This is a genomic window from Agrobacterium pusense (assembly GCF_013285525.1).
In the GTDB taxonomy this organism is placed as follows: Bacteria; Pseudomonadota; Alphaproteobacteria; order Rhizobiales; family Rhizobiaceae; genus Agrobacterium; species Agrobacterium pusense.
Genome location: NZ_CP053858.1, coordinates 39623 through 61611, shown reverse-complemented (window position 1 = coordinate 61611; position 21989 = coordinate 39623). Strand labels below are relative to the sequence as shown.

23 protein-coding genes are annotated in these 21989 nt (G+C 57.0%); 14 read left to right on the top strand and 9 right to left on the bottom strand.

Annotated features, from left to right (window positions below; all coding sequences use genetic code 11):
* Window positions 1-162: 162 nt before the first annotated feature.
* On the bottom strand, window positions 163-804 hold the full coding sequence (locus HQN82_RS23400; protein WP_234904954.1) for an MBL fold metallo-hydrolase: 642 nt from the start codon (window positions 802-804) through the stop codon (window positions 163-165).
* Window positions 805-1149: 345 nt separating this feature from the next.
* Between HQN82_RS23400 and HQN82_RS23395 the strand changes: the two genes are divergently transcribed.
* The 4 genes from HQN82_RS23395 (at window position 1150) to HQN82_RS23380 (ending at window position 3985) form a co-directional block, all read left to right on the top strand.
* The gene (locus tag HQN82_RS23395; RefSeq protein WP_173616094.1) at window positions 1150-1563 is read left to right on the top strand and encodes a nuclear transport factor 2 family protein; all 414 of its coding nucleotides are present in this window, start codon (window positions 1150-1152) and stop codon (window positions 1561-1563) included.
* Between the two features lie 100 nt (window positions 1564-1663).
* On the top strand, window positions 1664-2725 hold the full coding sequence (locus HQN82_RS23390) for an aldo/keto reductase (protein ID WP_173616093.1): 1062 nt from the start codon (window positions 1664-1666) through the stop codon (window positions 2723-2725).
* Window positions 2726-2778: 53 nt separating this feature from the next.
* Window positions 2779-3528 carry an SDR family NAD(P)-dependent oxidoreductase gene (locus HQN82_RS23385; RefSeq protein ID WP_173616092.1) on the top strand — a complete coding sequence of 250 codons (750 nt, stop codon included), beginning with the start codon at window positions 2779-2781 and terminating at the stop codon, window positions 3526-3528.
* Between the two features lie 43 nt (window positions 3529-3571).
* Window positions 3572-3985 carry a nuclear transport factor 2 family protein gene (locus HQN82_RS23380; RefSeq protein ID WP_173616091.1) on the top strand — a complete coding sequence of 138 codons (414 nt, stop codon included), beginning with the start codon at window positions 3572-3574 and terminating at the stop codon, window positions 3983-3985.
* Window positions 3986-4023: 38 nt separating this feature from the next.
* On the opposite strand, the gene HQN82_RS23375 is transcribed toward HQN82_RS23380, so the two are convergent.
* The gene (locus HQN82_RS23375) at window positions 4024-4920 is read right to left on the bottom strand and encodes a LysR family transcriptional regulator (RefSeq protein WP_173616090.1); all 897 of its coding nucleotides are present in this window, start codon (window positions 4918-4920) and stop codon (window positions 4024-4026) included.
* A 102-nt stretch (window positions 4921-5022) separates the two neighbouring features.
* Window positions 5023-5439, bottom strand: coding sequence for a hypothetical protein (locus HQN82_RS23370; RefSeq protein ID WP_173616089.1), 417 nt, complete (start codon window positions 5437-5439; stop codon window positions 5023-5025).
* A 44-nt stretch (window positions 5440-5483) separates the two neighbouring features.
* Between HQN82_RS23370 and HQN82_RS23365 the strand changes: the two genes are divergently transcribed.
* Window positions 5484-6044 (top strand): TetR/AcrR family transcriptional regulator, encoded by a 561-nt coding sequence (locus HQN82_RS23365; protein WP_173616088.1) that lies wholly within the window; start codon window positions 5484-5486, stop codon window positions 6042-6044.
* Window positions 6045-6102: 58 nt separating this feature from the next.
* On the opposite strand, the gene HQN82_RS23360 is transcribed toward HQN82_RS23365, so the two are convergent.
* Window positions 6103-6912 carry an SDR family NAD(P)-dependent oxidoreductase gene (locus HQN82_RS23360; RefSeq protein WP_173616087.1) on the bottom strand — a complete coding sequence of 270 codons (810 nt, stop codon included), beginning with the start codon at window positions 6910-6912 and terminating at the stop codon, window positions 6103-6105.
* 47 nt (window positions 6913-6959) lie between these two features.
* Here HQN82_RS23360 and HQN82_RS23355 point away from each other — a divergent pair, with 47 nt between their 5' ends.
* Window positions 6960-7340 (top strand): winged helix-turn-helix transcriptional regulator, encoded by a 381-nt coding sequence (locus HQN82_RS23355; RefSeq protein WP_173616086.1) that lies wholly within the window; start codon window positions 6960-6962, stop codon window positions 7338-7340.
* A 64-nt stretch (window positions 7341-7404) separates the two neighbouring features.
* On the opposite strand, the gene HQN82_RS23350 is transcribed toward HQN82_RS23355, so the two are convergent.
* Window positions 7405-8364, bottom strand: coding sequence for a quinone oxidoreductase family protein (locus tag HQN82_RS23350; protein ID WP_173616085.1), 960 nt, complete (start codon window positions 8362-8364; stop codon window positions 7405-7407).
* 149 nt (window positions 8365-8513) lie between these two features.
* Here HQN82_RS23350 and HQN82_RS23345 point away from each other — a divergent pair, with 149 nt between their 5' ends.
* On the top strand, window positions 8514-9434 hold the full coding sequence (locus tag HQN82_RS23345) for a LysR family transcriptional regulator (RefSeq protein WP_234904953.1): 921 nt from the start codon (window positions 8514-8516) through the stop codon (window positions 9432-9434).
* A 32-nt stretch (window positions 9435-9466) separates the two neighbouring features.
* On the opposite strand, the gene HQN82_RS23340 is transcribed toward HQN82_RS23345, so the two are convergent.
* From HQN82_RS23340 to HQN82_RS23325, 4 genes are all read right to left on the bottom strand, one after another.
* Window positions 9467-11002 carry an FAD-dependent monooxygenase gene (locus HQN82_RS23340; RefSeq protein WP_173616084.1) on the bottom strand — a complete coding sequence of 512 codons (1536 nt, stop codon included), beginning with the start codon at window positions 11000-11002 and terminating at the stop codon, window positions 9467-9469.
* Between the two features lie 343 nt (window positions 11003-11345).
* Complete coding sequence (locus HQN82_RS23335) at window positions 11346-12047, bottom strand: SDR family NAD(P)-dependent oxidoreductase (protein WP_234904952.1); 702 nt, start codon at window positions 12045-12047, stop codon at window positions 11346-11348.
* A 15-nt stretch (window positions 12048-12062) separates the two neighbouring features.
* On the bottom strand, window positions 12063-12815 hold the full coding sequence (locus HQN82_RS23330) for an SDR family NAD(P)-dependent oxidoreductase (protein WP_173616082.1): 753 nt from the start codon (window positions 12813-12815) through the stop codon (window positions 12063-12065).
* Window positions 12812-13660, bottom strand: coding sequence for an oxidoreductase (locus HQN82_RS23325; RefSeq protein ID WP_345791268.1), 849 nt, complete (start codon window positions 13658-13660; stop codon window positions 12812-12814). Before HQN82_RS23325 ends, HQN82_RS23330 begins: the two co-directional genes overlap by 4 nt.
* Window positions 13661-13756: 96 nt before the next feature.
* On the opposite strand from HQN82_RS23325, the gene HQN82_RS23320 reads away from it, so the two are divergent.
* The 7 genes from HQN82_RS23320 (at window position 13757) to HQN82_RS23290 (ending at window position 21934) form a co-directional block, all read left to right on the top strand.
* Window positions 13757-14665: a LysR family transcriptional regulator gene (locus HQN82_RS23320; protein ID WP_173616080.1), complete on the top strand. Its 909-nt coding sequence runs from the start codon at window positions 13757-13759 to the stop codon at window positions 14663-14665.
* A gap of 315 nt (window positions 14666-14980) precedes the next feature.
* Entirely contained in the window at window positions 14981-15649 is a 669-nt protein-coding gene (locus HQN82_RS23315; protein ID WP_173616079.1) for a hypothetical protein, read from the top strand.
* 14 nt (window positions 15650-15663) lie between these two features.
* Window positions 15664-16269 carry an RES family NAD+ phosphorylase gene (locus HQN82_RS23310; protein WP_234904951.1) on the top strand — a complete coding sequence of 202 codons (606 nt, stop codon included), beginning with the start codon at window positions 15664-15666 and terminating at the stop codon, window positions 16267-16269.
* Between the two features lie 364 nt (window positions 16270-16633).
* Complete coding sequence (locus HQN82_RS23305; RefSeq protein WP_173616078.1) at window positions 16634-17821, top strand: lipase family protein; 1188 nt, start codon at window positions 16634-16636, stop codon at window positions 17819-17821.
* An 8-nt stretch (window positions 17822-17829) separates the two neighbouring features.
* On the top strand, window positions 17830-19020 hold the full coding sequence (locus tag HQN82_RS23300; protein WP_173616077.1) for a caspase family protein: 1191 nt from the start codon (window positions 17830-17832) through the stop codon (window positions 19018-19020).
* A 13-nt stretch (window positions 19021-19033) separates the two neighbouring features.
* Entirely contained in the window at window positions 19034-20686 is a 1653-nt protein-coding gene (locus tag HQN82_RS23295) for a hypothetical protein (protein ID WP_173616076.1), read from the top strand.
* A gap of 294 nt (window positions 20687-20980) precedes the next feature.
* Complete coding sequence (locus tag HQN82_RS23290) at window positions 20981-21934, top strand: HNH endonuclease (protein WP_234904950.1); 954 nt, start codon at window positions 20981-20983, stop codon at window positions 21932-21934.
* Window positions 21935-21989: the final 55 nt, after the last annotated feature.

Here is a 21989-nt window from a genome sequence, read left to right as displayed (position 1 = left end):
GTCGCGACCGGCGCAGAGCAATACGCATAAACATCCCCGACACCGGCTCCCTCATGATGACGGAAAACCCTGTGCATTTTTGAAGGCCAGTTATCGCCTGCATTTCCTATGGCGAGATGAGTACGAAGGGTTATGCTCAGGCCTCATCATGAGGAATGCACCTCAATCAAGATAGGCCGGAGCAAGCCGGAACCGGGACCATTCGTTCGGATCATGGCCTGGGACCACCAGGGCACCGGTACGATCTGCCAATGCACGAAGCTTCCTTACAGAATGCGCGGTATCGACCGCCGACGACATCAGTGCGGGCAAAGCTCTCTCGTTCCAATGATCCAGTGTGTAAGCGGCATCGGCAGCAATCAGGATGGCCTTCTGATTGGGAAGTGTCACCAGGAATGACTGATGGCCGACGGAGTGCCCAGGAGTGAAGATCGCCTGCAGCACCCCATCACCGTAGACATCATAGAAATCTGTGCAGTCACCCTTCAGAAAATGCCAATTCAAGTGCGGCCGATCGAAGTCCTTGCGAACATAGGCTCCGGCGACAAACCAGTCGGGATTATTGGCGTAGCTGACACGACCATGGTGAGACAGGAGCGTATGACATGGGTTAGATCCAGCAAATGCGCCTGTGCCTCGATCGCCATTCAGAAGATCCTCGGCGTAGCAATAGATGCTCTGGTTGAAACCTCCAGAAGATCGCGCTGTCCGGGCAATAGAGATGCTCGCCGGCGCGTCGGGGCCGGGCAGTTCCTGTAATCGGTATGCGGCGTGACGACGACCTCGACCACGGCCTCGGAGCACCAGCTCTGCCGTTCCGTAATTTTTGACGCCCCGAGTAGCTCGATCTTGACCGTATGGCCGGATACCCGAGGCTCCTGCCGATAAGTAATTTGCACATGGGGTGAACTGGTGCTCCACGCAAAGAATGGTCTAGCTCCCAAACCTTGTGTTGCAAGTGTTCGAACCTACGCAGGTATTCGGTCGAGAGCCGACAAAGCCCAACGCACGGGCCGCCGCGCTGGGCACTTATGTACGTTTTCCAAAAATGGAAAACGGTTGAGCATTTTTTGCCGTTTTTTCCGCGAGGGGAGCGCCTAAGTCAGGTGGGTGTGAGGTCATGACCAATCGCTAGGAAGGAGATATGCCATGGATAGAAAGCAGCACGAGGACGTCGCCAAGGCCTTTCTGGATGCACTTGGACGGTGCGATACCGGCACGATGTCGAAGCTCAGCACCGAGGATATGACTTGGTGGATCATGCCAGGAAACAAGTTTTCCGGCCTGCACGCCAAGACATCCTATCTCGCAAACCTGCCCAAGCTTCTGGAGAACGCTGCTGGCCCGCTCATGATGGATTATCATGAAATCACCGGCGAGAGCGACCGTCTGGCGATCGTCGCCGAGGGCGATCTGCTGATGAAGGACGGTCGGCACTATCGGAATAATTATCACTTCCTTCTACGCTTCCGGAACGGAAAGATCGCAAGCGGCAAGGAATTTACGGACTCGCTACACATCAACGAGATCTTCGGCGCGCCCGAAACAAGCGACGCAGCCTAGTCGCGAGAGAGCGCTTAGCAGCTCTACACCCTCATCATTCACAACCGACGCGAACGGACCTTTCGGTCCGAATGGAACCGCGCGTCTCAAGGAGAGAAAAATGAAATACAAGCAACTGAGCAACACTGGTCTTCTGGTTTCGCAGCTTTGCCTGGGAACAATGACCTTTAGCGACGGCACCGGCATCTACGAGCATATCGGCGATGTCGGCCAGAGCGGCGCCGACGAGCTGGTCAAGGCCAGCATCGATGCCGGCATCAACTTCTTCGACACTGCCGATGTCTATTCAGCCGGCGCCAGCGAGCGCACACTCGGACAGTCCTTCAAGAATCTCGGCATCCCCAGAAACGAGATCGTGCTGGCCACCAAGGTCTATAGCCGCATGGGACCGGGCCGAAACGATGTCGGCGCCTCGCGCGGGCATATCATGGACGCCGTGGAAGCCAGCCTCAAACGGCTCCAGACCGATCACATTGATCTCTACCAGGTCCACGCCACCGATATCCTGACGCCAGTCGAGGAAACGCTGCGGGCGCTGGACGATCTGGTACGCCACGGCAAGGTCCGCTATCTCGGCGTCTCCAACTGGCAGGCTTGGCGGATCGCAACCGCGCTCGGCGTTTCGGCTCGTCTCAATCTCGAGCGGTTTGCGACGCTACAGGCCTATTATTCCGTCGCCGGACGTGATCTGGAGCGCGAATTGGGGCCGCTTCTCGAAGCCGAGAAGATGGGCCTCCTCGTTTGGAGCCCGCTTGCCGGCGGTCTTCTGTCCGGCAAATTCAGCCGGGAAAACCAGTCGCCCGAGGGTTCGCGCCGCTCTTCATTCGATTTCCCAATCGTCGACAAGGAGCGCGCCTGGAACGTGATCGACGTGCTGAAGCCGATTTCGGAAGCTCATGGCTGCACCCCGGCCCGCATTGCGCTCGCCTGGCTCCTATCCAGGCCTGTCGTGACCTCCATCATTGTCGGCGCGAAGCGGCTGAGCCAGCTCGAGGACAATATCGCCGCGGTGGACATCGAACTCACCGAGGACGAGATCGCCAAGCTGGACGCCGTCAGCGAGCTGCCGCCGGAATATCCGGGCTGGATGCTGGCAACGCAGGGTGCTGACCGGATGGGCGCTGTCGATCTTTGGGCTGGCAAAACGTCCCAGACTTCCTGATCGACAGGCGGGAGGGGCCCCACCGCCACAACCAAGCCAAGAGGATAGGGATTATGACAGATCGATTGAAAGGGAGGGTCGCCGTCGTTACCGGCGCCTCCAAGGGCCTCGGCGCAGCGATTGCGAGAGGCTTTGCCGCCGAGGGTGCCTCAGTGGTGGTCAATTATGCCGCGAGCAAGGATGCCGCCGACCATGTGGTGGCGGACATTAAGGCGAAAAGCCGCCAGGCTATTGCCGTCAAGGCAGACATGAGCGATCCGGCACAGGTGGAGGCGCTCTTTGCCGAAGCGAACCGAGCTTATGGCCGCGTCGACGTGCTCGTCAACAATGCCGGCGTCTACGATTTCCAGCCGCTCGAAAACCTCTCCATCGAGCTCTTCCGCCGGCATATGGAGCTGAACGTCTTCGGCTATCTGCTCGCCGTTAAGGAGGCCGTGAAATACATGCCGGAGGGCGGCAGCATCGTGAACATGTCCTCGACCGTTACGATCTTCGGCCCGGAAAACGCATCAGTCTATACCGCCAGCAAGGGCGCGATCGACGGACTGACGCGTGCACTTTCCAACGAGCTCGCGCCCCGCAAGATCCGCGTCAATGCGATCAAGCCCGGCGTGGTCGACACGGAGGGCGTCCAGGCCGGTGGCTTCCTCAAGACGGAGTTCGGCCCGGCGATCACCGCCCGGACACCGCTCAAGCGTCTGGGTACGGGAGACGACGTGACGCCGGCGGCGATTTTCCTTGCCTCCGACGAATCGAGCTGGACGACTGGCGAATTCTTCGTCTTTGCCGGCGGCCATCGCTGACTTCGAAACTTAAAATGCCGCCACGCGGCCCGGAGATTTCAAGATGACAAATGGAATGGAGAGGACGGCCGGACAGGTCGTCCAGCATTATCTCGATACGTTCTTCCGCAAAGATGTGGACAAGACGCTCGAGTGCCTGACCGACGACGTTGTTTGGAAGGTGCAGGGGGCGCCCGACGTTCCCACCATCGGCATCCGCCATGGGAAGGATGCAGTGCGCGCCTGGATGGCGCTCTTCCCCGATCATTTCGAGCCGCTCGATTTTCACGTGGAGCGAGTTTTTGAGAATGGCGATACGGCTGTCGTGACCGGTCATTTCAGGCATTGCATCCTCAGCACGGGCAAGACCTTCGCGAGCGACTTCGCGGCGATCTGCTCCGTGCGCGATGGGAAGGTCAGCGCCTATAACTTTATCGAAGATTCCTACGGGCTCTGGAAAGCGTTCCAGCCCGATTGATGCAGACGATCCGGTCACGCTGCCGTCGTGGCTGTCTCTCAGCCGGCGGGGGCGCGTCTGGAAAGATCGAGATCGGTACGCATCACCCGATCGGCCAGAAAATCCCCGACGGCTCTCACGCGGGCCGAGGCGACGAGATCGGCGTGGGTGACCAGCCAGACCTTGTTGCTGAACATCCGCTCGGACGGAATAACGGGAACGAGGTCGTCTCCCACAGCCAGGAAGTCGGGGATGACCGCCAGGCCGAGGCCGGCCCGCACGGCAGCGATCTGCGATGGCAGGCTGCTGGTGACGAGGGCGATCTTGCAGCCGGAATGCTCCCGCTTCAGCCAGGCAGCAGCCGGCATGAAGGCATGGCTGTCGTCCCAGGTAATGAAATGCCGGCCGCCGAGCGGTTCTCCCTCGATATATGGATGGCGGTCGAGATAGTCCCGGCTGCCATAGACCGAATAGGTCATATGACCAACGCTCCTGACCGTCAGATTGCCGCGAGTCGGCCGAACGACGCGCAGGGCGATATCTGCCTCGCGCCGACTGAGTTCGGCGGCAACCGTGCCAGTAATGATTTCGAGACATATCCTGGGATAGCGCTTGCGAAAAGCCGGAAGTGCTGGGACGATCAGATCCGTCGCCAGATTTTCCGATGTTGCAAGCCGCACGACGCCGCTTGGATCCTTGTCGAGGCCGGCCGCGCCGCGTTCCAAGGCGAGGATGCTGTCTTCGACCTGCTCGGCATGGCGCAGCACCTCCCGCCCCTCATCCGTCAGGAAATAGCCCGTCTGGTGGCGCTGAAACAGCGATACGCCGAGATCGTCCTCCAGTTCGACGATTCGCCGGCTGACGGTGGATTGGCTAACCTTGAGTTCCAACGCAGTCTGGGTCAGGCTTGCCGTGCGGGCAACGGCTAGAAAGTAGCGAAGGTCGTTCCAATCCATGCGCAGCCTTTTATCTCGTGTCCCGGTCCCGGATCGCCTGTCGTCGCTGAGCCGGGAGACACCAATAGCGCGGAACCTCCCGCTTGAGCCAGCCCACAGGCGCTACACGTACGAGCGGGTTGCGATGAACCGCCAGGCTGCAATGCCGGCCAGACGATGCGGTGCGGCGTGGCGTGCGTAGTCCTCCGTTTCGGTGATCCGGCGCAGATCAGAAAGGCTCCGATAGCGAACGATGACGATGTCGTCCCAGCTTTCCGGTTCGAGCGGCACCAGCGTCAGAAGCTGGCTGCCCGCATGAACCAGCTCATATTTGATCCCGAGCATCGCCGCGATCTGGCCGAATGCGCCGGCGTAACCTTCGTAGTAGGCGGCACGCGCGGTGGACTTCCTATCCGCAAAGCCGTCCGGATAGAGCGGGCTCTCCCTGAAGGTCAGAAGGTTCACCATGAATACGGGCCCATCTCCCACTCGCGTCACCGCATCGTCCAAAACATGCTTCGGCAATTCAACGTCCTGCATAGTCTCATCTCCTGACATTTTCCGTCATATTGTCAAGTTGGGCTATGAATGCCAAAGCCGAAAGAGAAGATCAAATCCTCCGTGCCGCTCAATCGGTTTTCGTGCGCTACGGTTTCGCCCGCACAACCATGGGCGATATAGCCAAGGCGGCGGGAATGTCGCGCCCGGCGCTTTACCTTCAGTTCCAAGATAAGGAAGCGATCTTCACACGCGTCATCGAAAACATGGACGCGCAGGCGCTGACATCGATCAGAACGGCTGTTGCGATGATCGAGCCGCTCGACGAGAAGCTGCTTCACGCCTGCACAAGTTGGGGTCTGCATGGGGTCGAACTCGCAGCCGCCTTTCCGGATGCGGCAGATCTTTTCGATCTGCAATTTCCCGCCGTCCGTCAGGTCTATCGACGCTTCCAGGCTCTGGTCGTCGAGATCCTGAAAGAAAACTTGGAAGACTGGCCGATATCCGTTCAGCCCGAGGATTATGCCCTGACGCTGACTTATGGCATGCGAGGTTTACGGTGTGCCGCTCAGGATGTGGAGGATATGCGGCGCCTCATAGGCATCCATGTTGCGATCTATAGCAAGCCATTGATGGGCCGCCTTTAGTTGAAGACCGAGACTTGCGGCATGGGGCCAACTTAGCGCCATGCAGAAGCAGCCTGCGTCACAGCCCTGGCCAAAGCCCACCGTCGAGCCTTAGGTTTGAGCCAGTGATGTAAGCTGCGCGTGGACTGGCAAGAAAAGCAACCGCGTCAGCAACTTCCTCTAGCCTCCCGACTCTGCGCACCGGAACCTCCGCGAAGTGAGAAAGCACCCCCTGTTCAACCTCTGGCCAAGGAGCGTCTTGCGCAATCCCCTTCTGAACAGCAACCTTGCGAAAGGCCATTTCAAGGCTAGTGCTATGGATCGTGCCCGGAGATACGGTATTCGCAGTAATCCCGTCTGCCGCGACATCTTTTGCTAGAGATGCTGTCATCGCTAGCATCGCCGCTTTCGCTGCCCCATAGTCTGGCCTTGCTGCCGGAGGCATCATGGCTGCAAGGCTGGAGATGTTGATTACACGTCCCCATCTCGCGACGCGCATCGCGGGTAGCACGCGCGACGTGACCCTTACCGCAGCAATAACGTTCCGCTCATACCCATCTATCCATGTGCGAGACTGCGTTGTGGCCCAGTCTTCTTGCTCCCCCGACCCTCCGGCGTTATTAACGAGGATACCGATCGGCCTGACAAAGGCCTGCGCCTTTTCGACCAGACGCTGGACGTCGTCTTCACAGGTCAAGTCACCGGTGACGACATGCGAGCGCCCGCCCTCAAGGCAGATCGTGTTCGCGACCTCTTCTGCTTTTGCTTTATCGCGCCCGTGGATGATGACGACTACACCTTCGCGCGCTAACCCGCGGGCTATTCCCTCACCGATCCCCTTGCTGCTGCCTGTAACCAATGCGATCTTTCCGTCGAGATTCAAATTCATTCTAATCACTCCGACACTCAATCCGGAACCCACAAAGAAGGAAGTTGATGACTCAGGCAATTACGCACTTAAAAGTGCCCGTGAACGAACGTTCCGCCTGTCTCGGGCCGGATGGCTCCGTCGCCCATGTCAGTCGTATTCTGGCAATGCTGACCGGGAGGTGGAAGCTGCAGATTCTGTTTCGCCTCTTCGCTAGCCAATCAATGCGTAGTTCCCAATTTTTGCGAGAATTGTACGGCATATCGCAGAAAGTACTTACACAGCACCTGCGGGATCTTGAAGCCGACGGGCTCGTCGAGCGGCGAGACTTCCATGAGCAGCCTCCACATGTTGAATATCACCTGACCCGCGCGGGTCATCAGCTCATGCCGGTCCTGCTTGCGATGAGGGAGTATTCACGAGATCATCCGGCTGTCGACCGGAGGTGAACCCTCACCCTTCTGCGGATCCCAAGTATGGGCCTTAATCTCATTTCCGTGTATGTACGTTCGGCTAAGGGGTCATGATGACCCGGCCAAGTGGCTTCGCTTTCTCGGCAAAATCGTGCGCATCTCGCGCCTGCGAGAGGGAGAACGTCCTTTCGATTATGACATGAATCTCTCCCCTCCCGAGAGCGATCAAAAGGTCGTCGATTGTCGAGCGGACATGATAGCGCTCCAGAAGCGGCCCCATGAACACGCCGTATAAGGTTTGGTTCGATTGCATGGCGGGCCAAAGATCCACTGAGAGATCGCTGCCGCCCGCGTTGCCGACAAAGACAATACGGCCTTCGTTGGTCGTGGTCGCAAGCGATATGGGCAAGGTGGCACCGACAGGATCAATCACCAGATCAACGCCTTTCCCTTTCGTAATCTGTCGTACCGCTTCAACGATATCGCCGGAGGAGCGATCAATGACGTGGTCCGCACCGAGAGAGGAAAGGCCTTCCAGCCGCCGCTCGCCGCTGGAAACGGCAATCACCCTTGCTCCGACTCGAGCTGCGAGTTGCACTGATGCAAGCCCGACACCTCCGGCCGCTGCCTGTATGAGGACCGTCTCCCCGGAACGAAGGCCCCCTTTGGCAAAAAGGCAATAGTGAGCTGTACCAAACGATATAGGTACGACTGCAGCGGACGCTGCATCTACGCCCGATGGCACGATCCAGGTGCGGTTTGCCGGGACTGCCCAAAGTTCGGCATGCGAGCCTTGCATGTTGAAGGCCGTGACCTCGTCGCCGACTTCGCGGTTGCGGACGTTGGAGCCGATCTCCACGACCCGTCCTGATGCCGCGTACCCGACAATCCACGGCAAGCAAGCAGGAGGAACCACTCGACGATTGATCAGGTCACCGCCTTCAATCGAAATTGCAGTTGTTGCAATCAGAACATCGTCGGGACCAATCTTGGGGTCGGTAACATCCCGGTATTTCAACACGTCAGGAGCCCCCGGCTCGTCGTACACAGCTGCTTTCACGGTCTTATCCTTCAACCAAATTCATGGTCGTCTCACGATGACGCCGGCTCCACCCTGCTTCTCCATCAGACTTCACAGAAAAGATAGACGCCCGACCGGGTATAGATAAACTGCCATGCTTCGAATGAACTTAGAGATGAGATCGATAAATGGACCGGATGATCCTACGCGATTTAGCGGTTTTTGAAGTGGTTGCACGCTGTCGAAGCTTTACACAGGCCGCCTCGGAACTGGGAATAAAACAATCTACCCTTAGCTATACGGTCAGCCAGCTGGAGAAGAAGATAGGGGTCCCGCTGCTCGCGAGAACCACTCGGAGCGTCGCCCCGACCGACCCTGGGCGGCGCTTGCTGGAAATACTCGGCCCGGCGATGCGTGATCTGGCAGAGGAAATGCAGTCCTTACAGGAGGAAGGGGCGACGGTAACAGGCGCCGTCCGCGTGACAACAATCCCAGTCGCGTTTGAGAGCATTATTCGCCCGATGCTGTCGAGCTTCTGTCAGCGCTATCCTCATGTTGTGGTCGAAATTTCCACGAACGAGGGACTGGATGATGTGGTGGCGCAGGGGTTCGATGGCGGGATCCGCTTTGGTAGTCTTATCGACAAGGACATGGTGGCGCTTTCTTTGACCGCAGCAACCCCTGTCGTCATTGTCGGTGCGCCGTCTTATTTCGAGAAATACCCCGTGCCGATCAACCCGGAAGATCTAATCGCCCATCGCACCGTATCATACCGGTACGTTAGCTCTTCGCGGCTCCTGCGATGGCCGTTTGCAAAAGGGCACCAGAAGATGGACTACAAAGTTGTTCCCTCTTTGATATTTGACGACGGCGAGGCGATCAGAAATGTGGTGATAGACGGGCTAGGTCTCGGCCTTCTGCTTCGCTCCCAGGTGGCCGCCGATCTCGAAGCCGGCAAACTGGTGCAGGTCCTTGACGACTGGGTCGCCGATTTGCCGGGATTCAGCCTGTTTTACCCCAGCCGGCGAAGGATCTCGCCCGCGTTTCGGGCCTTCATCGACCATGTGAAGGAGACCTGCAAAGCGAGGAATTCGGCCGTGCCTCGTTAAAAGCCTATGACCACTTTGTAATCGCGAACAAATCATCGAGCCGTCCTAAACCAGCGAGACGCGGCTTCGACAAAGCTTTCGTCGTCTTCTGCCGCGACCCACGCCACATAGCCGTCCGGTCGCACAAGAACGGCCGACAGACCAAGTCGTTCTTTAACGTCGCTTGCGATGTATATGAACTGCGCGTCAAATAGATTTCGATACTCTGGCAACGGAGAATGAGCATCGAAGTCTAGTAATACGCCTTTGCCGCCTCTTAAGTATTCGCCGAGTCTCGTCCCATCGACGAGCTCGAAGTCGGGAGCGCTGCAGCCAACCAGGGGGTGGTCGCCGCAACCAAAATCATAGCGAAGGCGCGTTCCCCACACCCGTTCAGCGAAGTAGGTGGCACCGCCGGTCGTGTCGATAAGATCACGAAAGATGGCCTCAAGCGCCCTTGAACTTCGGCTGGGCCTCATAATGGCCACCTGCGCGCGCGACCAATCAAGGACTTGAGCTCCGACCGGGTGTCTTTCAACTGTGTAACTGTCCAGCAAGCCATCGGGGGCTTGGCCGCGAATGGTCGATGCCAGCTTCCACCCGAGGTTCATTGCATCCCCAAGCCCAAGATTGAGCCCCTGGCCGCCCAAGGGTGAATGGATATGCGCCGCATCACCCGCCAGCAGTACCCTCCCTTTTCGGTATGTCGTCGCCTGGAAGGCACGGTCGGTCCATGTTGTTGCCTGATGTAGAGCCGTGAGAGTGACTTTCGTGCGGGAAACATGCCGCAATACCTTCTGCACATGGTCGATCGTGATCGGTTTTGTGCGGTGAAAAACACCCCCATCAAAATCGACCATCGAAATCGTGCCGGGTTTTTGATACGTGAACATGCCTGTGGTCGTGTAGTGGCGACCTGTTGCAAGTGCGTCGGGATCAGCGATGCCGATCTGCACGGAATAGCCGGTGAATTCCGGATCGGTTCCAATGAATTCGAAGCCGGCAGATTTTCGCACCGTGCTCCTCCCGCCATCGCAGCCGACAAGCCAGAGCCCTTGAAAGACTTCTCCACCGGCGTGAACAGTCACCTCGGTGCTCGACTGTTCAAAATTTTGGAGAGGAATGCCGCGCCTTATCTCGACACCCATAGCATCCGCACGAGAGGCGAGAACGGTTTCTACGGTCGCCATTGTGGTTGCTATGTTGGTTGCTACGGAACCAGGCAGGCGATACTGCCACTGGCTAACGTCGATTTTGTCATGGAAAAACTGGATGCCTGCGAAATGCCCCGCAGGTCGACGCGCCTTGTTCTCCGAATACGGCGCAGCGCTTTCTTCGTGCGGATTTATTCTCGAGCGCTTCGACATGCTGACATCGCCCAGCATCCCGCGACGATAGAAAGCTTCGATGGCTGGCGCGGATAGACCACGCATTCCAAACGGGAGTTCCTTTAGCGGGGAACCAGGGTCTTCTGCCTGTTCCAGCACCAGAACCGACACGCCCGCGAGCCGAAGCTCGCACGCGAGAAAAAGGCCGACCGGACCTGCACCGGCAATCACCACATCATAAGTAAAAGGAAGGTCTTTCATAATCTGCTCCAAAACCGTCGTTCGACCGGAGCAGTTCGTCGTTTGAGAACCACACGGACGACCAAAGGGACGCCGTTCAGCGTCCGTTGTTCGTCGCGGGACTCATGCGTTACGCAAGGACAGAGCTTTCGTTTCAGAAAGGACTTGGGCTAGACCACACCAAATCTGCCTTTTTCGACAATCAATTTTTAGCATCTCCGGGAGCAAAGCGCAATGCGTGGTACCACCGCCTCGGCAAACGTACCTGCGATCAACGAAATGGGTGAAAACCTCTCGATTTCACGGTGTGTTACGCCTTCTTTTCGCTCTCGTCGGACGCGGTGGGGCAAAACACCTCGGAGGCTCACCAATCGAGACGATTGTTTTGATAGTCAAGGTATAGATTTTCGCCGGAGCCCATGTGCTTTTCGACTACATCGGCAACACCGCGTACGCTGGGTTCGAGCGAAATCTCGGCCTTCACTTTGCCGCCAAGTGTGCCCATGGCAGTGTCGACCCAGCCCGGGTGTATGGACAGCACAGTTAATGCCTTATTTTCCGCATAAATCCCCCGCGCGAGCATGTTCGCCGCCACCTTGCTTGCCCGGTAAAGCTCGAGCCCGCCCTCGACATTGATGGCAATACTGCCGCGGTGCGAAGACATGAACGCCAGTGTCCCGCCTGGCATGACGAGTTGGTTGAGAAGATGGCGGGCGAGCCTGATCGGCCCGAATGTATTTGTCAGCATGATCTGGGAGAATTCCTCGTCTGTCGCCTCCAGAACGCTTTGATGCTCCGCACCCCAAATTCCGGCGTTTATGAAGACTACATCGAACAGAAGATCTCCGAGCGACGCCTGAAACGGCGCGATATGTGCGGCGTCGGTCACGTCTATGGTTGCAACGGTCAGGCGATCGGGGTCGGTCGCGCCCACTCTCCTGAGCTCATCCACGTCGGTGCCTGGTCGAGCCGTCCCCACCACATTCCAGCCACGGTTGAAGAACTGCTCGGCAAGGCCAAGTCCCAAGCCGCGTTCGGCGGCCACGATCAGAATTGATTTTGTCATCACGTTTACCTTCCCCTAAAGAGCCGTGTAGCCGCCGTCCGCCATCACGAGAGCACCCGTTATGAAGGACGATGCAGGCGATGCCAGAAATGCGATCACCTCGGCTATATCGATTGGCTGTGCGACCCGTCCGATTGGATGGGCGCCACCATAACTCGCAAGCGTAACCTTGCTGTTCGCGACAATCCCTTCGAGAATGTCGGTTTCAACGACGCCAGGGGCGACGGCATTAGCGCGGATGCCGCGATCACCGTACTCGACCGCAACAACCTTCGTGAGTTGGGTAATGGCGCCTTTTGACGCGGCATAGACGGCCGTATCTTTCATGCCGACCGCAGAGACGATGGACGCGACATTGACGATCGCGCCGCCGCCCATGCCGATCATTGCCCTCACCGCCTCCCGCGAATGCAGGAAATTTCCGCGAGCATTGATCGCCATGATGGCATCCCAGTCGGCAGCGCTCATATCGATCAGAGGTTTGTTCATTGTTCGTCCGGCATTGTTGACGAGGATATCGATGCTCCCGAAGCGCTGGAGTGAGAGCGCGATGGTTCCGATCGCGGTCGCTTCCTCCGATACATCCCCGCAGAACGTTGCGATGTCCTCTCCAGCGAGGTCTTTCACCGCTGGATTGATATCGCTGGCGACGATGCGTGCACCTCTCGATCGCAGCAGTCTCACCGATTCCAGCCCGATCCCGCGTGCTGCACCTGTAACGACAGCGACCTTTCCGGAAAGATCCCATCCCTGAGGTATGATCTTCATTTTCCGTCCTCCGGATAATCCGTGCTGAGGGTCGTCGTCTCCCAGGCATCGATTTCGTCTACGGTTTGATCGAGCTTGGTGCGCATGCGACGCAAGGCATCGCTACCCAGCAGCAGGTGAAGCGGTGGATTTTCGGACTTAACCAGAGCCATGATCGCATTTGCGGCACGTTGCGGATCACCCAATTGATGCCCGGCTGCCGCGTTGAAGGCCGCATCGCTCTTTCCGATTGTTCCGGCATAGGCTTCATGCGCCGTGCCACTCCTTTGAATCGAATGTGCCGACAGGAAGTCTGTCCTGAACGCGCCAGGCGCAACTGCCGTCACTTTGATGCCAAGCGAAGCGACTTCTAGACAAAGCGCAGCTGACAGGCCTTCCAGCGCTGCTTTGGCAGCCGAATACAAGGCAGATCCAGTAGAGGGAGCTCTGCCGGCGATCGATGTGATGTTGATGATATGCCCCGATCCCTGCTTGCGGAGATAAGGCAGGGCGCGCCGGATAATCCGGAACGGCGCAAAGACGTCGACGGCAAAAAGACGTTCCACTTCTGCGTCGGTCGCATGTTCAAGGGCACCGAGCAGACCATATCCGGCATTGTTGACGATGACATCGATCTGGCCGAGGCGCTTAAAGGCTTCTTCAACCGCAGTTTCGGTCGCAGCACTATCGGTGAGATCGACGTTTAGAACGTGCAGGTTACCTGTCTCATTGTCGAACGAAATTGAACCCGTCCTGACCGTTCCGACAACGGTGTCGCCCTGCGAGAGCGCTGTCCTTGCCAAGGCGTTGCCCAGTCCACGCGAGATACCTGTGATAAGCCACGTCTTCATCTTTTGCTCCTTCAAGTGAATGATGCAAAGATGGCCTGTCGCGTCCAGCTTGATAATGCGCTATAAAATTACAGAAGTTGTTAGCTCAGCTAAAGAACATTGAGGCGATCTTTGAGCCACCTTCTGAACGGTCAGGATTACAATCAGCTCCGCGCCTTCATCGTCGTGGCGGAACAGTTGAGTTTCAGCCGGGCAGCCGACCAGCTCGGGGTTTCGCCCTCTGCCTTAAGCCAGATGGTTCGCAACCTCGAAGATCACCTCGGCATGCGGTTGCTTCATCGTACCACTCGCAACGTGTCTTTGACCGAAGTGGGCGAGAACCTTTTTCAGCGCGCTCGGATCGCGGCGCTCGACCTTGGCGGCGCGGTGGCGCAGGTTAAGCAGGCGGGCGAAAAGCCCGCTGGAACCGTTCGGGTGCACACATTCCGATCGGCGGCGCACAAGTACATCGATCCGATCCTGAAAGACTTTACCGATCGCTATCCTGAGATTGTCCTTGATATAACGCTGGACGACGAGGTGATCGATATTGTCGCCGCTCGTTACGACGTCGCGCTCCGGATCGGTGAGGTAATCGAAAAGGACATGGTTGGGGTCCGCCTCGGGCCAGAGCTAAGGCAGATTGCCGTCGCAGCGCCCGACTATCTGCAGCTCCACGGACAGCCAAGGCATCCGCGAGACCTCGTAAATCATCGCTGTATCCGGTGGCGGTGGCCAGGTCGGGCGACACCTTACGCCTGGGAGTTCTTCGAAAACGAAGCTTGGTTCAGTGTAACCGTTGATGGCCCTCTCATCTTCAGCGACAAGGAGAGCGCCCTGAGCGCGACGCTTAAAGGGATCGGGATCGGCTTCCCAGTTGAAGACACCGTAGCAGATCATATCAGCGCAGGGCGACTAGTCCCGCTGCTTCAGTCATGGTCAGCGCCCTTCCCAGGTCTGTTTATTTGCTATCCGCAGCAGCGCCAGATGTCTCCAGCCTTGCGTGCCTTTATCGACGCCTTGCGGACTGGCGTTTCGTGACGAGGGCAGATTTTCGCTTCATGCGGATATCCAGCCTAGGATTAAGATCGCGCTAGTCAGCAGGTAGCGCGAAGATTGGAAATAAGGCGATAGTTGCTCTTGAAGGGATTAGAACCTGCGGCACCAAGCTGCCAAACCTAAGTCGTTGAGACATCGATGGTTATTTGCAGAAACCGCATTATGCGGCATGTCATTTCATAACATCAATACCCTGCGTCCGCTATCCTTCGCACCTATTATTCAAGTTCGATCGAATTTGACTGACGAAGTTGACGAACTTGACAAGATACTCCATATTCTATGCGGAGGTGCCCTATGGCCATGACCGATAAGAAAGGTGGTTCCCGCAAGCGCACCGAGCGTCGCGGCAATCTAATTACCGGATATGCTGGTAAATGGGAGCCACTCTTTGAGAAAAAAGCAGCGGCCCGCGCGACCGCTGCGCGAGTGCTTTCTGGCGTTTCCGAAGGTGTCAAACGCGCCAAGAACACAGGTGGCACTGTTCGTGTGACATATGTCATTCGATCCTCGGACGAAGAACCCGAAATCGAGATCGAGGAGATCACACCACAAAAGGACGCGCTGGATACAGCCCTCGCGGCCGCAAAGCAGCGCGGAAGCGAGCGTGTCGCTGAGATCCTTAAGCGGCCCGAGATGTTGTCTGCAGACGAGTTTGCCGATGAGATCGGCTCCACACGCGAGACGGTGAACAAAAAGCGCAAGCGTCACGAGGTTCTCGGGCTCGAAGGAGCGAAGCGAGGCGTGCGGTTTCCAAAATGGCAGATTGGAGATGACGGCCAACTGCTTGGTGGCCTCGCGCAACTATTTGAGGCTTTGAACGGGCACCCTTGGGCGGTGTACCGGTTCCTTTTGCAGGAAAGCGGTAGCCTTGGCGGTCGAACAGGTCTCGAAATGCTGCGCGCCGGCAGGATCGAAGATGCAGTGGGAGCAGCACGCTCGATTGGCAAAGGTGATTTCTCCTGAGCATCTCATCGAACTTGCTTCCGCCAACCGACTTTGGTTCGCGCGAACTGGTGATTCATGAACTGCCCCCTGTGGCATCGTGGTACCGGCTCTACCAAAGCCGGTATCCCGATCCGCTTGGCTACGGCTTCGGATCGAGCCGCTTCAGTGATCCTGAAATTGCCCTGACTCCTCCTGATCGTTTCGGCGTCGTTTATTTCGGCAGCAGCATCAAGGTCTGCTTCGCCGAAGCGATCTTGCGCGAGCGCGCGATCGGATCAAAGGGCACCTTCCCTATCGGCATGGGGGAGCTTCTGGAGGTGTCCTGCGCCTCTGTCGCGACCATTGAACCTGTTCGGCTCGCGGACCTGCGCTCGGACGGTATGCTGCGGATGCGGATTCCAACTGATGCTGCCCGTGCCGCTTCGCACGAACTCGGGCAGCAATGGTCAAGAGCACTGTGGCTTCACGACGAGAAACCCGATGGGATCATTTACGATTCTCGCTTGAATGGCGAAACTAATGTCGTCCTGTTCGATCGCGCGCTTACAAAACTAAGGGTAACGGCTGCCGGACCGCTGCTGAATTTTCGAAATGAAGTAGCGCAAATCTTGGATGATTTCGCGATAGCTATCGTCTGACCTGTGCGCTTCAAAGTTGTAGTGTCTTGATCTCTTCGCACTCGACTCCTGCAGCACGAATTTGCTTAAATCCTACGAGCGAGTGGCGGGTACCTCAATGGTTTATGAGTGGGACGAGCGAAAGGCCAGGCGCGGCTACCTACTGAAATGCTCTTCGCGGTCCGTTTTGCTGTGGCGGTTGCAAGCGTTCCAACCTGCTTCCTGGTCACCTCCATTTCCCATTGAATGATGATTGCCGTGGCGACCCCGCCAATTGATAGACCAGCCGGCATGCCGGGCTCAAAACGGCAAATTTTCCCTTTGAGAGCGAACGCTACCTCGACTACAACTGTTTCTAATAAATAGTGCTGTTGCGGGGGTCAGAATGCCAATAGTGTTCGTTCATGGAGTCAACAATCGCAAGGAAGATGCTGGATTTGCCGAAGACGTCGCCCGCAAGAAAGAATTCTTGAAGACGTTGCTTGCCACGCCGCTCGGACTCGATCCGGCAAAAGTGAAAGTCACCTTTCCTTACTGGGGCGGAGATGGCGTCAAGTTTCTTTGGAATCAGGTTTCACTGCCGGGAGGCGGTTACGAAACCTTGGCGCTTGGTTCGCAGAACAGAGAGATTGACCTCTGGTTGAACGAAGTTCACGAATCCTTCGGGGCGAAGTCCGTCATCCTGGGTCAAGTAAGCCGCGATCGATCGTTTGCAGACGCCGTCGATCTCATCTGGGACGCAGCGGCTGCGACCGCCAATTCCCCTGGGAATATCGAGAAGATTGCGGCCGCCTACCAGGCATCGCAGCGATATATCGAAGAATTTCCTGCTCCCGCATGGGCGTTGCAAGCCGAACCATTGTCAAACGAGGAATTTCTCGATGCGCTGCTTAAAGGCATCACTGAGATGCCAGCGCACGAGAAAAAACTCGAAACGTTTGGTCTAAGCGGATGGCTTGCCTCAACGAAGGAGGCTTTGGCGCGATTGGGATCAGTGCCAAGCGACGCAGCAACCGCCGGATTGCTGGCGCTCGGACGAAAATCCGCGCATCAGAAAGCGTCTAGGTTCCTGGGCGACGTCTTCGTCTACCTGAAAAATCGAGGAACCGCAGCGGCACCCGGCCCGATCGTGCAAACGGTCCTGCAGGACTTTCGCAATGCGGATGCCGCCCGGCAGGACGGTGACGACAAACTGATCATCGTCGGCCACAGCCTCGGTGGGGTCATCACGTACGATATTCTTTCGTATTTCGCCCCGGATCTGAAAGTCGATTATCTGGCGACCATCGGTTCGCAAGTTGGCCTATTCGAGGAGATGGCGCTGTATAATCGGATCCTTCCTCCCGGGATGCCGACTGACCCAAAAAAAGACCGCATTTCAGCCAATCCCAACGTTGGGAAATGGCTAAACGTTTTCGACACGAATGACGTATTCTCCTTCAGTGCGGCAGGCATTTATGACGGCGTCAATGATTTCCAGTACGACACGGGTTATGGCGGGCTTGGCGCGCATGGGGGATATTTTGCAAGACCAAGCTTCTATAAGCGGCTGAAGGCCCGCTTGTCGGAATAGGCATAACGATGAGTATCGTCTTCGAATCCGACGCTATCAAAGCCGACCCGAGCGTTGCCGCAACCCATGTTCTCCTGATCGGTTGCGGCGAATATCCGAGCCTTGCTGCTGCCGGATATGGAAGCCTGCCGCCGCTTACTTCTCCGCCGGTATCGGTCACAGCTGTAGCCGACTGGTTTCTGACTGGAGCCGATGCGATGCCGATCGGCCAGGGAAAGGAATCGAGCCAGGCCTTCTGCAACGAGGACGCGCCGCTCGGCTCCGTTGTGATGCTGGCATCGCCGGTCGGAACCTACGCAGCACCGTTTGGAACGTCGGTGGAAATCGCGCGACCGTCCATCACAAATATCAAGGCCGCCTATATCGCCTGGCTTGACCGGCTCAAATTAAACCCTGAAAGCCGGGGTGTATTTTATTTCTGCGGGCATGGTATCAGCGACGGTGAAACCCAATACCTGGTCGCTGACGACTTCGGCGAGGATGGCGCCGACATCTGGAACTCCGTCTTCCAACTCTCGATGACGGTGCAGGCGACACTTCGCAAAGCGAAAGCCAGCCTTTTCTATTTTATCGACGCATGTATGGAACTGAGCGAAGAGATCATCAACCAGTTGGAGGACCCGAAAGCGTTGATCGGTGGGTCGCGGAGAGGCGCGCTGACGACAACTGACTGGGCTATCATCCGGGCGACAACGGCAAACCGCCTGGCCTATGCTCCCGACGGAGGAGTTGCCCACTTCACGCAGGCGCTGCTTTCCGCCCTTCGCGGCCATTGTGGCGTGGAACACCCCAGCGGAAACGGCTATTCCGTCGATGTAACCCGACTGCGTGCGGCGATTTCAGAGTTCCTCGAGTTCGCCCAAGCCGACCAAAAAGAGGATCGTCAGAAAATCGGAAAGACCGAGGGCGACGGGAACTGGACCGTGCCCATGCACGTCTTATCGAAACGGCCTTCGGTCATGCTTGAGCTCGACGTCACACCCCCAGGCTTTCGTCCTGTTGCACAGGCCTTTATAGAAGACGCAGCCTTGGTCAGGGATATAAAGCCGCTCGCAACGGGGCCGGTCCGGTTCGTCAGGGAGCACGGCGAATGGACCTATGGAACAAACTCCATGGAACCCGTTTCCTTTCCCGAACAGGTCTTCAATCGAAAACTGCTGACGAACGCTGCCGTTCGTCGTCTCATCAAAGTCAATTGAAGGGGATTGTCCGATGGAATTGACGGTTAGTGTTTCTGGGTCGCAGAAGGATAGGATCCTTCTGACGCTGCCTTTCAACGTGTTTTCGCCTAAAGGCGATCTCCTGGCATCGGGCATCGCATCTCCGGACCGAACGGCAAAGGTGACGGTTGAGGATCGGGGACGGGGTCAAAGCGATCGCCTCCATGTCGTTGCGATGCTGCCGGACGGTCGCTCTCTCCAGACCATTGCCAACCGGCAAGGCGACAAGAGTGACGCGACTTTTGATATCGGCAAGACGGCACCAACAGCCTGGTTGGAATGGGTGACACCGTTTCAGTCTCTCGGTCATCTTGTCGACAAGACTGGCGATGATAAAGAGAAGGCTCCCGCGATCGGCAAAGTCTGGATCACCCTATGGTCACTGCTTGACAGTCGGTGGCAAAGTAGTCCCCTCCCCGTTGAGGAAAGGCTGAGCGACCGCACTGGGATCCAGCAGATCACGATCGCAGTTCCCGACAATCCTCACCTCCTTCAGGTCGGTGGCGAACATGTGGGATGGCGGTTGGTTGCTCTGCCGCCCGGACAGAGGGTCCGCGTTGCGCTCACTCGAAGCGCCGGAAACGAAAGCGATACGATCGACATCACGGTAGCGCGTGAGGTGCCCGACAATGAAATCATTCTGACCTACCTTTCAGATGGGTCGATTGCCGCGGCCAATCAACTTGCCGAGACGCTCCAGGTCGCTGACCGTTTCCTCCAGGACAAGGTAAGCGACCCCATATCAGCGGTGGCAGCGGGCTACTTCCTTCTGCGCAACAATAAGCTGGCTGAACGCCGGAACTGGGTACGGAACCTCATGAACTGGTTTCCCCAGATTGCCGACGGCGCCATTCTCGACGCGGCGCTCGGTTTAAAGACGGATGGCGTGGCAGAATCGGACATTCGCAAAAGCATAGACGTCGCACTTGGCCGCGGGTTTCCCGTCTTTTCGATCGGCGCACCATTGCTGCATCAAGCCATGTCTTCCGTCCATCGTGGGCATCGTGAAACAAAGAAATTCCATCAGAGCTATCTGGCGCTTCAAGCCTACGTTCGCGCTGGCAGCCCTGTCGGACCGTATTTCGGCTTCGAGGGGATGAGCCCAGCAGAGCCAACGTGGGTGACCGTTACCGGGTCAGAGGACAATCCAGGTTTTGGGCTCAGACCAGACGGCTCACCGAATGAGCGACTGGTCTTCGCGCGGCCTGCCACGGTCAGTGGTCGGTATGGTCATACAAAGGTTCAATTACCCCGCGCGCCGGTCAGTGCCAGTGCCAGGCAGGCGATGGATCAGATCATAAGCAGGCAACCGCTGCAGTTATCGGACGAAGCTCCCAGCATCGAGGTCCGCAGACTCACCCGGCGGGAAAACAGCCGCGGGCTTCCGATGCGCGAGACAACTTTTCTCCGTCATCTGTCCCAGCGCGCCGTCCCGATTCCGCGAGATATCGATAATTTCGCCCAATCGACCCCGCAGGTGGAGAAACCTGCAGAGAGGCGGATAGCCGGCCCATCGGCCGCGGGGACCACTTTCGGCGCGCCACCTCGTCAGTCCGAGCGATATTGGCGAGAGCAACGAGCCGCGAATGCGGTTGCATTCTTTGAAGATCAGGACGATCCGACCTTGCTGTTGCCGCCCCCTTGAACCCGGGTCGCCATTCTCGATGCTGTCGTCGCTGGACTAGAGACGGCGAGACCGCATCTCTGCAAGATTGCGGTTTTCTAAGAGGGCTTGCGTATGATGGTCGGCAAGTTCGACCGAACAATTGGCCGCCTGCTAGTGCGGAGCCCTTTTGGCCACTCATCCCGGCGGTACTCATCAGGCTAGTCCGCAGACCTACGAGGATCGGTGTCATCAGCCGCAGATGATCATCGATCCGCTCATTAGAAAAACTACTATTAGCGGACATCAACGAACGCTAAATCTGGAGAATGTTGAGTGAAATTTTGGTGGGTCAATCATAAGCAGACGCAGCGTCAAGAGTTAGCAGGAGGCTATTTGTGGTCTCCTAAAGTCGAAAAAAACGGCTCGCGGAGTAAATTCTATGACAACATGCGCGTAGCAGCCCCAGGGGACTTCGTCTTTTCTTATGCCTCGACGAAAATTGCGCGCATCGGTGTCGTGACCGATTTCGCCGTCATCGCGCCAAAGCCTACCGAGTTTAGAAACGTGGGGACAAACTGGGGCGCTGAAGGTTGGATATTGCCAGTCAGCTGGTTCGATCGGGCTATCGGCGTAAAACCGAAGGCGATACTGAGCAGCCTAGCTCCCATATTGCCGAAATCTCATTCACCATTACAATCTGCCACTGGCAAGGGAAATCAGAAGGCATATCTAGCGGAGGTAAGCCGTGAAGTATTCGCGATGATCCTTGGAGAAATCAACGCAACGATAGGTGACTTCGATCAACGTCCTACCGATGGTCCCTCGCAGAACTTTGTTGACAAAGTTGAAGACCTTATCGAGCAAAGCTTTGCATCCGACCCGAACCTTAACGACACGGTACGTTCTCAAGTGATCCAAGCGAGGAGAGGACAGGGAATTTTCCGGAGCCGGGTACTAGAGTGTGAGCCCATTTGCCGGGTCACAGGTATCTCGGATCTGGGTTTACTGGTCGCTAGCCACATGAAACCATGGCGTATGTGCACCAGCGCGCATGAACGACTTGCCGGTCGAAACGGTCTAATGTTAGCACCTCATGTCGATTTCCTGTTTGATGATGGACTATTAACCTTCGATGAGACCGGCGAGTTGATGTTTTCTTCTCGCTTATCACAGGAAAATCTGGCGAGGCTCGGCTTAAAGGGTGTTCAACCGGCGATCCTTCAACCATTTCATCGCGACAGTGTCGTTTACCTTCGATACCACCAGATAAATGTATTTAAATCTTGAATTTTCTGAAATAGGTGGTTCAATTCCACGTTGTCCCCGCTCTATTTACGTCATC

Bases quoted from the DNA above. Each gene is read 5' to 3' on its own strand.
- HQN82_RS23330 (WP_173616082.1), bottom strand. From the start codon at position 12,815: ATGAAGATCATACCTCAGGGATGGGATCTTTCCGGAAAGGTCGCTGTC.
- HQN82_RS23395 (WP_173616094.1), top strand. From the start codon at position 1,150: ATGGATAGAAAGCAGCACGAGGACGTCGCCAAGGCCTTTCTGGATGCA.
- HQN82_RS23365 (WP_173616088.1), top strand. From the start codon at position 5,484: ATGAATGCCAAAGCCGAAAGAGAAGATCAAATCCTCCGTGCCGCTCAA.
- HQN82_RS23345 (WP_234904953.1), top strand. From the start codon at position 8,514: ATGGACCGGATGATCCTACGCGATTTAGCGGTTTTTGAAGTGGTTGCA.
- HQN82_RS23300 (WP_173616077.1), top strand. From the start codon at position 17,830: ATGAGTATCGTCTTCGAATCCGACGCTATCAAAGCCGACCCGAGCGTT.
- HQN82_RS23360 (WP_173616087.1), bottom strand. From the start codon at position 6,912: ATGAATTTGAATCTCGACGGAAAGATCGCATTGGTTACAGGCAGCAGC.
- HQN82_RS23370 (WP_173616089.1), bottom strand. From the start codon at position 5,439: ATGCAGGACGTTGAATTGCCGAAGCATGTTTTGGACGATGCGGTGACG.
- HQN82_RS23380 (WP_173616091.1), top strand. From the start codon at position 3,572: ATGACAAATGGAATGGAGAGGACGGCCGGACAGGTCGTCCAGCATTAT.
- HQN82_RS23375 (WP_173616090.1), bottom strand. From the start codon at position 4,920: ATGGATTGGAACGACCTTCGCTACTTTCTAGCCGTTGCCCGCACGGCA.
- HQN82_RS23340 (WP_173616084.1), bottom strand. From the start codon at position 11,002: ATGAAAGACCTTCCTTTTACTTATGATGTGGTGATTGCCGGTGCAGGT.
- HQN82_RS23315 (WP_173616079.1), top strand. From the start codon at position 14,981: ATGGCCATGACCGATAAGAAAGGTGGTTCCCGCAAGCGCACCGAGCGT.
- HQN82_RS23295 (WP_173616076.1), top strand. From the start codon at position 19,034: ATGGAATTGACGGTTAGTGTTTCTGGGTCGCAGAAGGATAGGATCCTT.
- HQN82_RS23305 (WP_173616078.1), top strand. From the start codon at position 16,634: ATGCCAATAGTGTTCGTTCATGGAGTCAACAATCGCAAGGAAGATGCT.
- HQN82_RS23385 (WP_173616092.1), top strand. From the start codon at position 2,779: ATGACAGATCGATTGAAAGGGAGGGTCGCCGTCGTTACCGGCGCCTCC.
- HQN82_RS23390 (WP_173616093.1), top strand. From the start codon at position 1,664: ATGAAATACAAGCAACTGAGCAACACTGGTCTTCTGGTTTCGCAGCTT.
- HQN82_RS23335 (WP_234904952.1), bottom strand. From the start codon at position 12,047: ATGACAAAATCAATTCTGATCGTGGCCGCCGAACGCGGCTTGGGACTT.
- HQN82_RS23355 (WP_173616086.1), top strand. From the start codon at position 6,960: ATGACTCAGGCAATTACGCACTTAAAAGTGCCCGTGAACGAACGTTCC.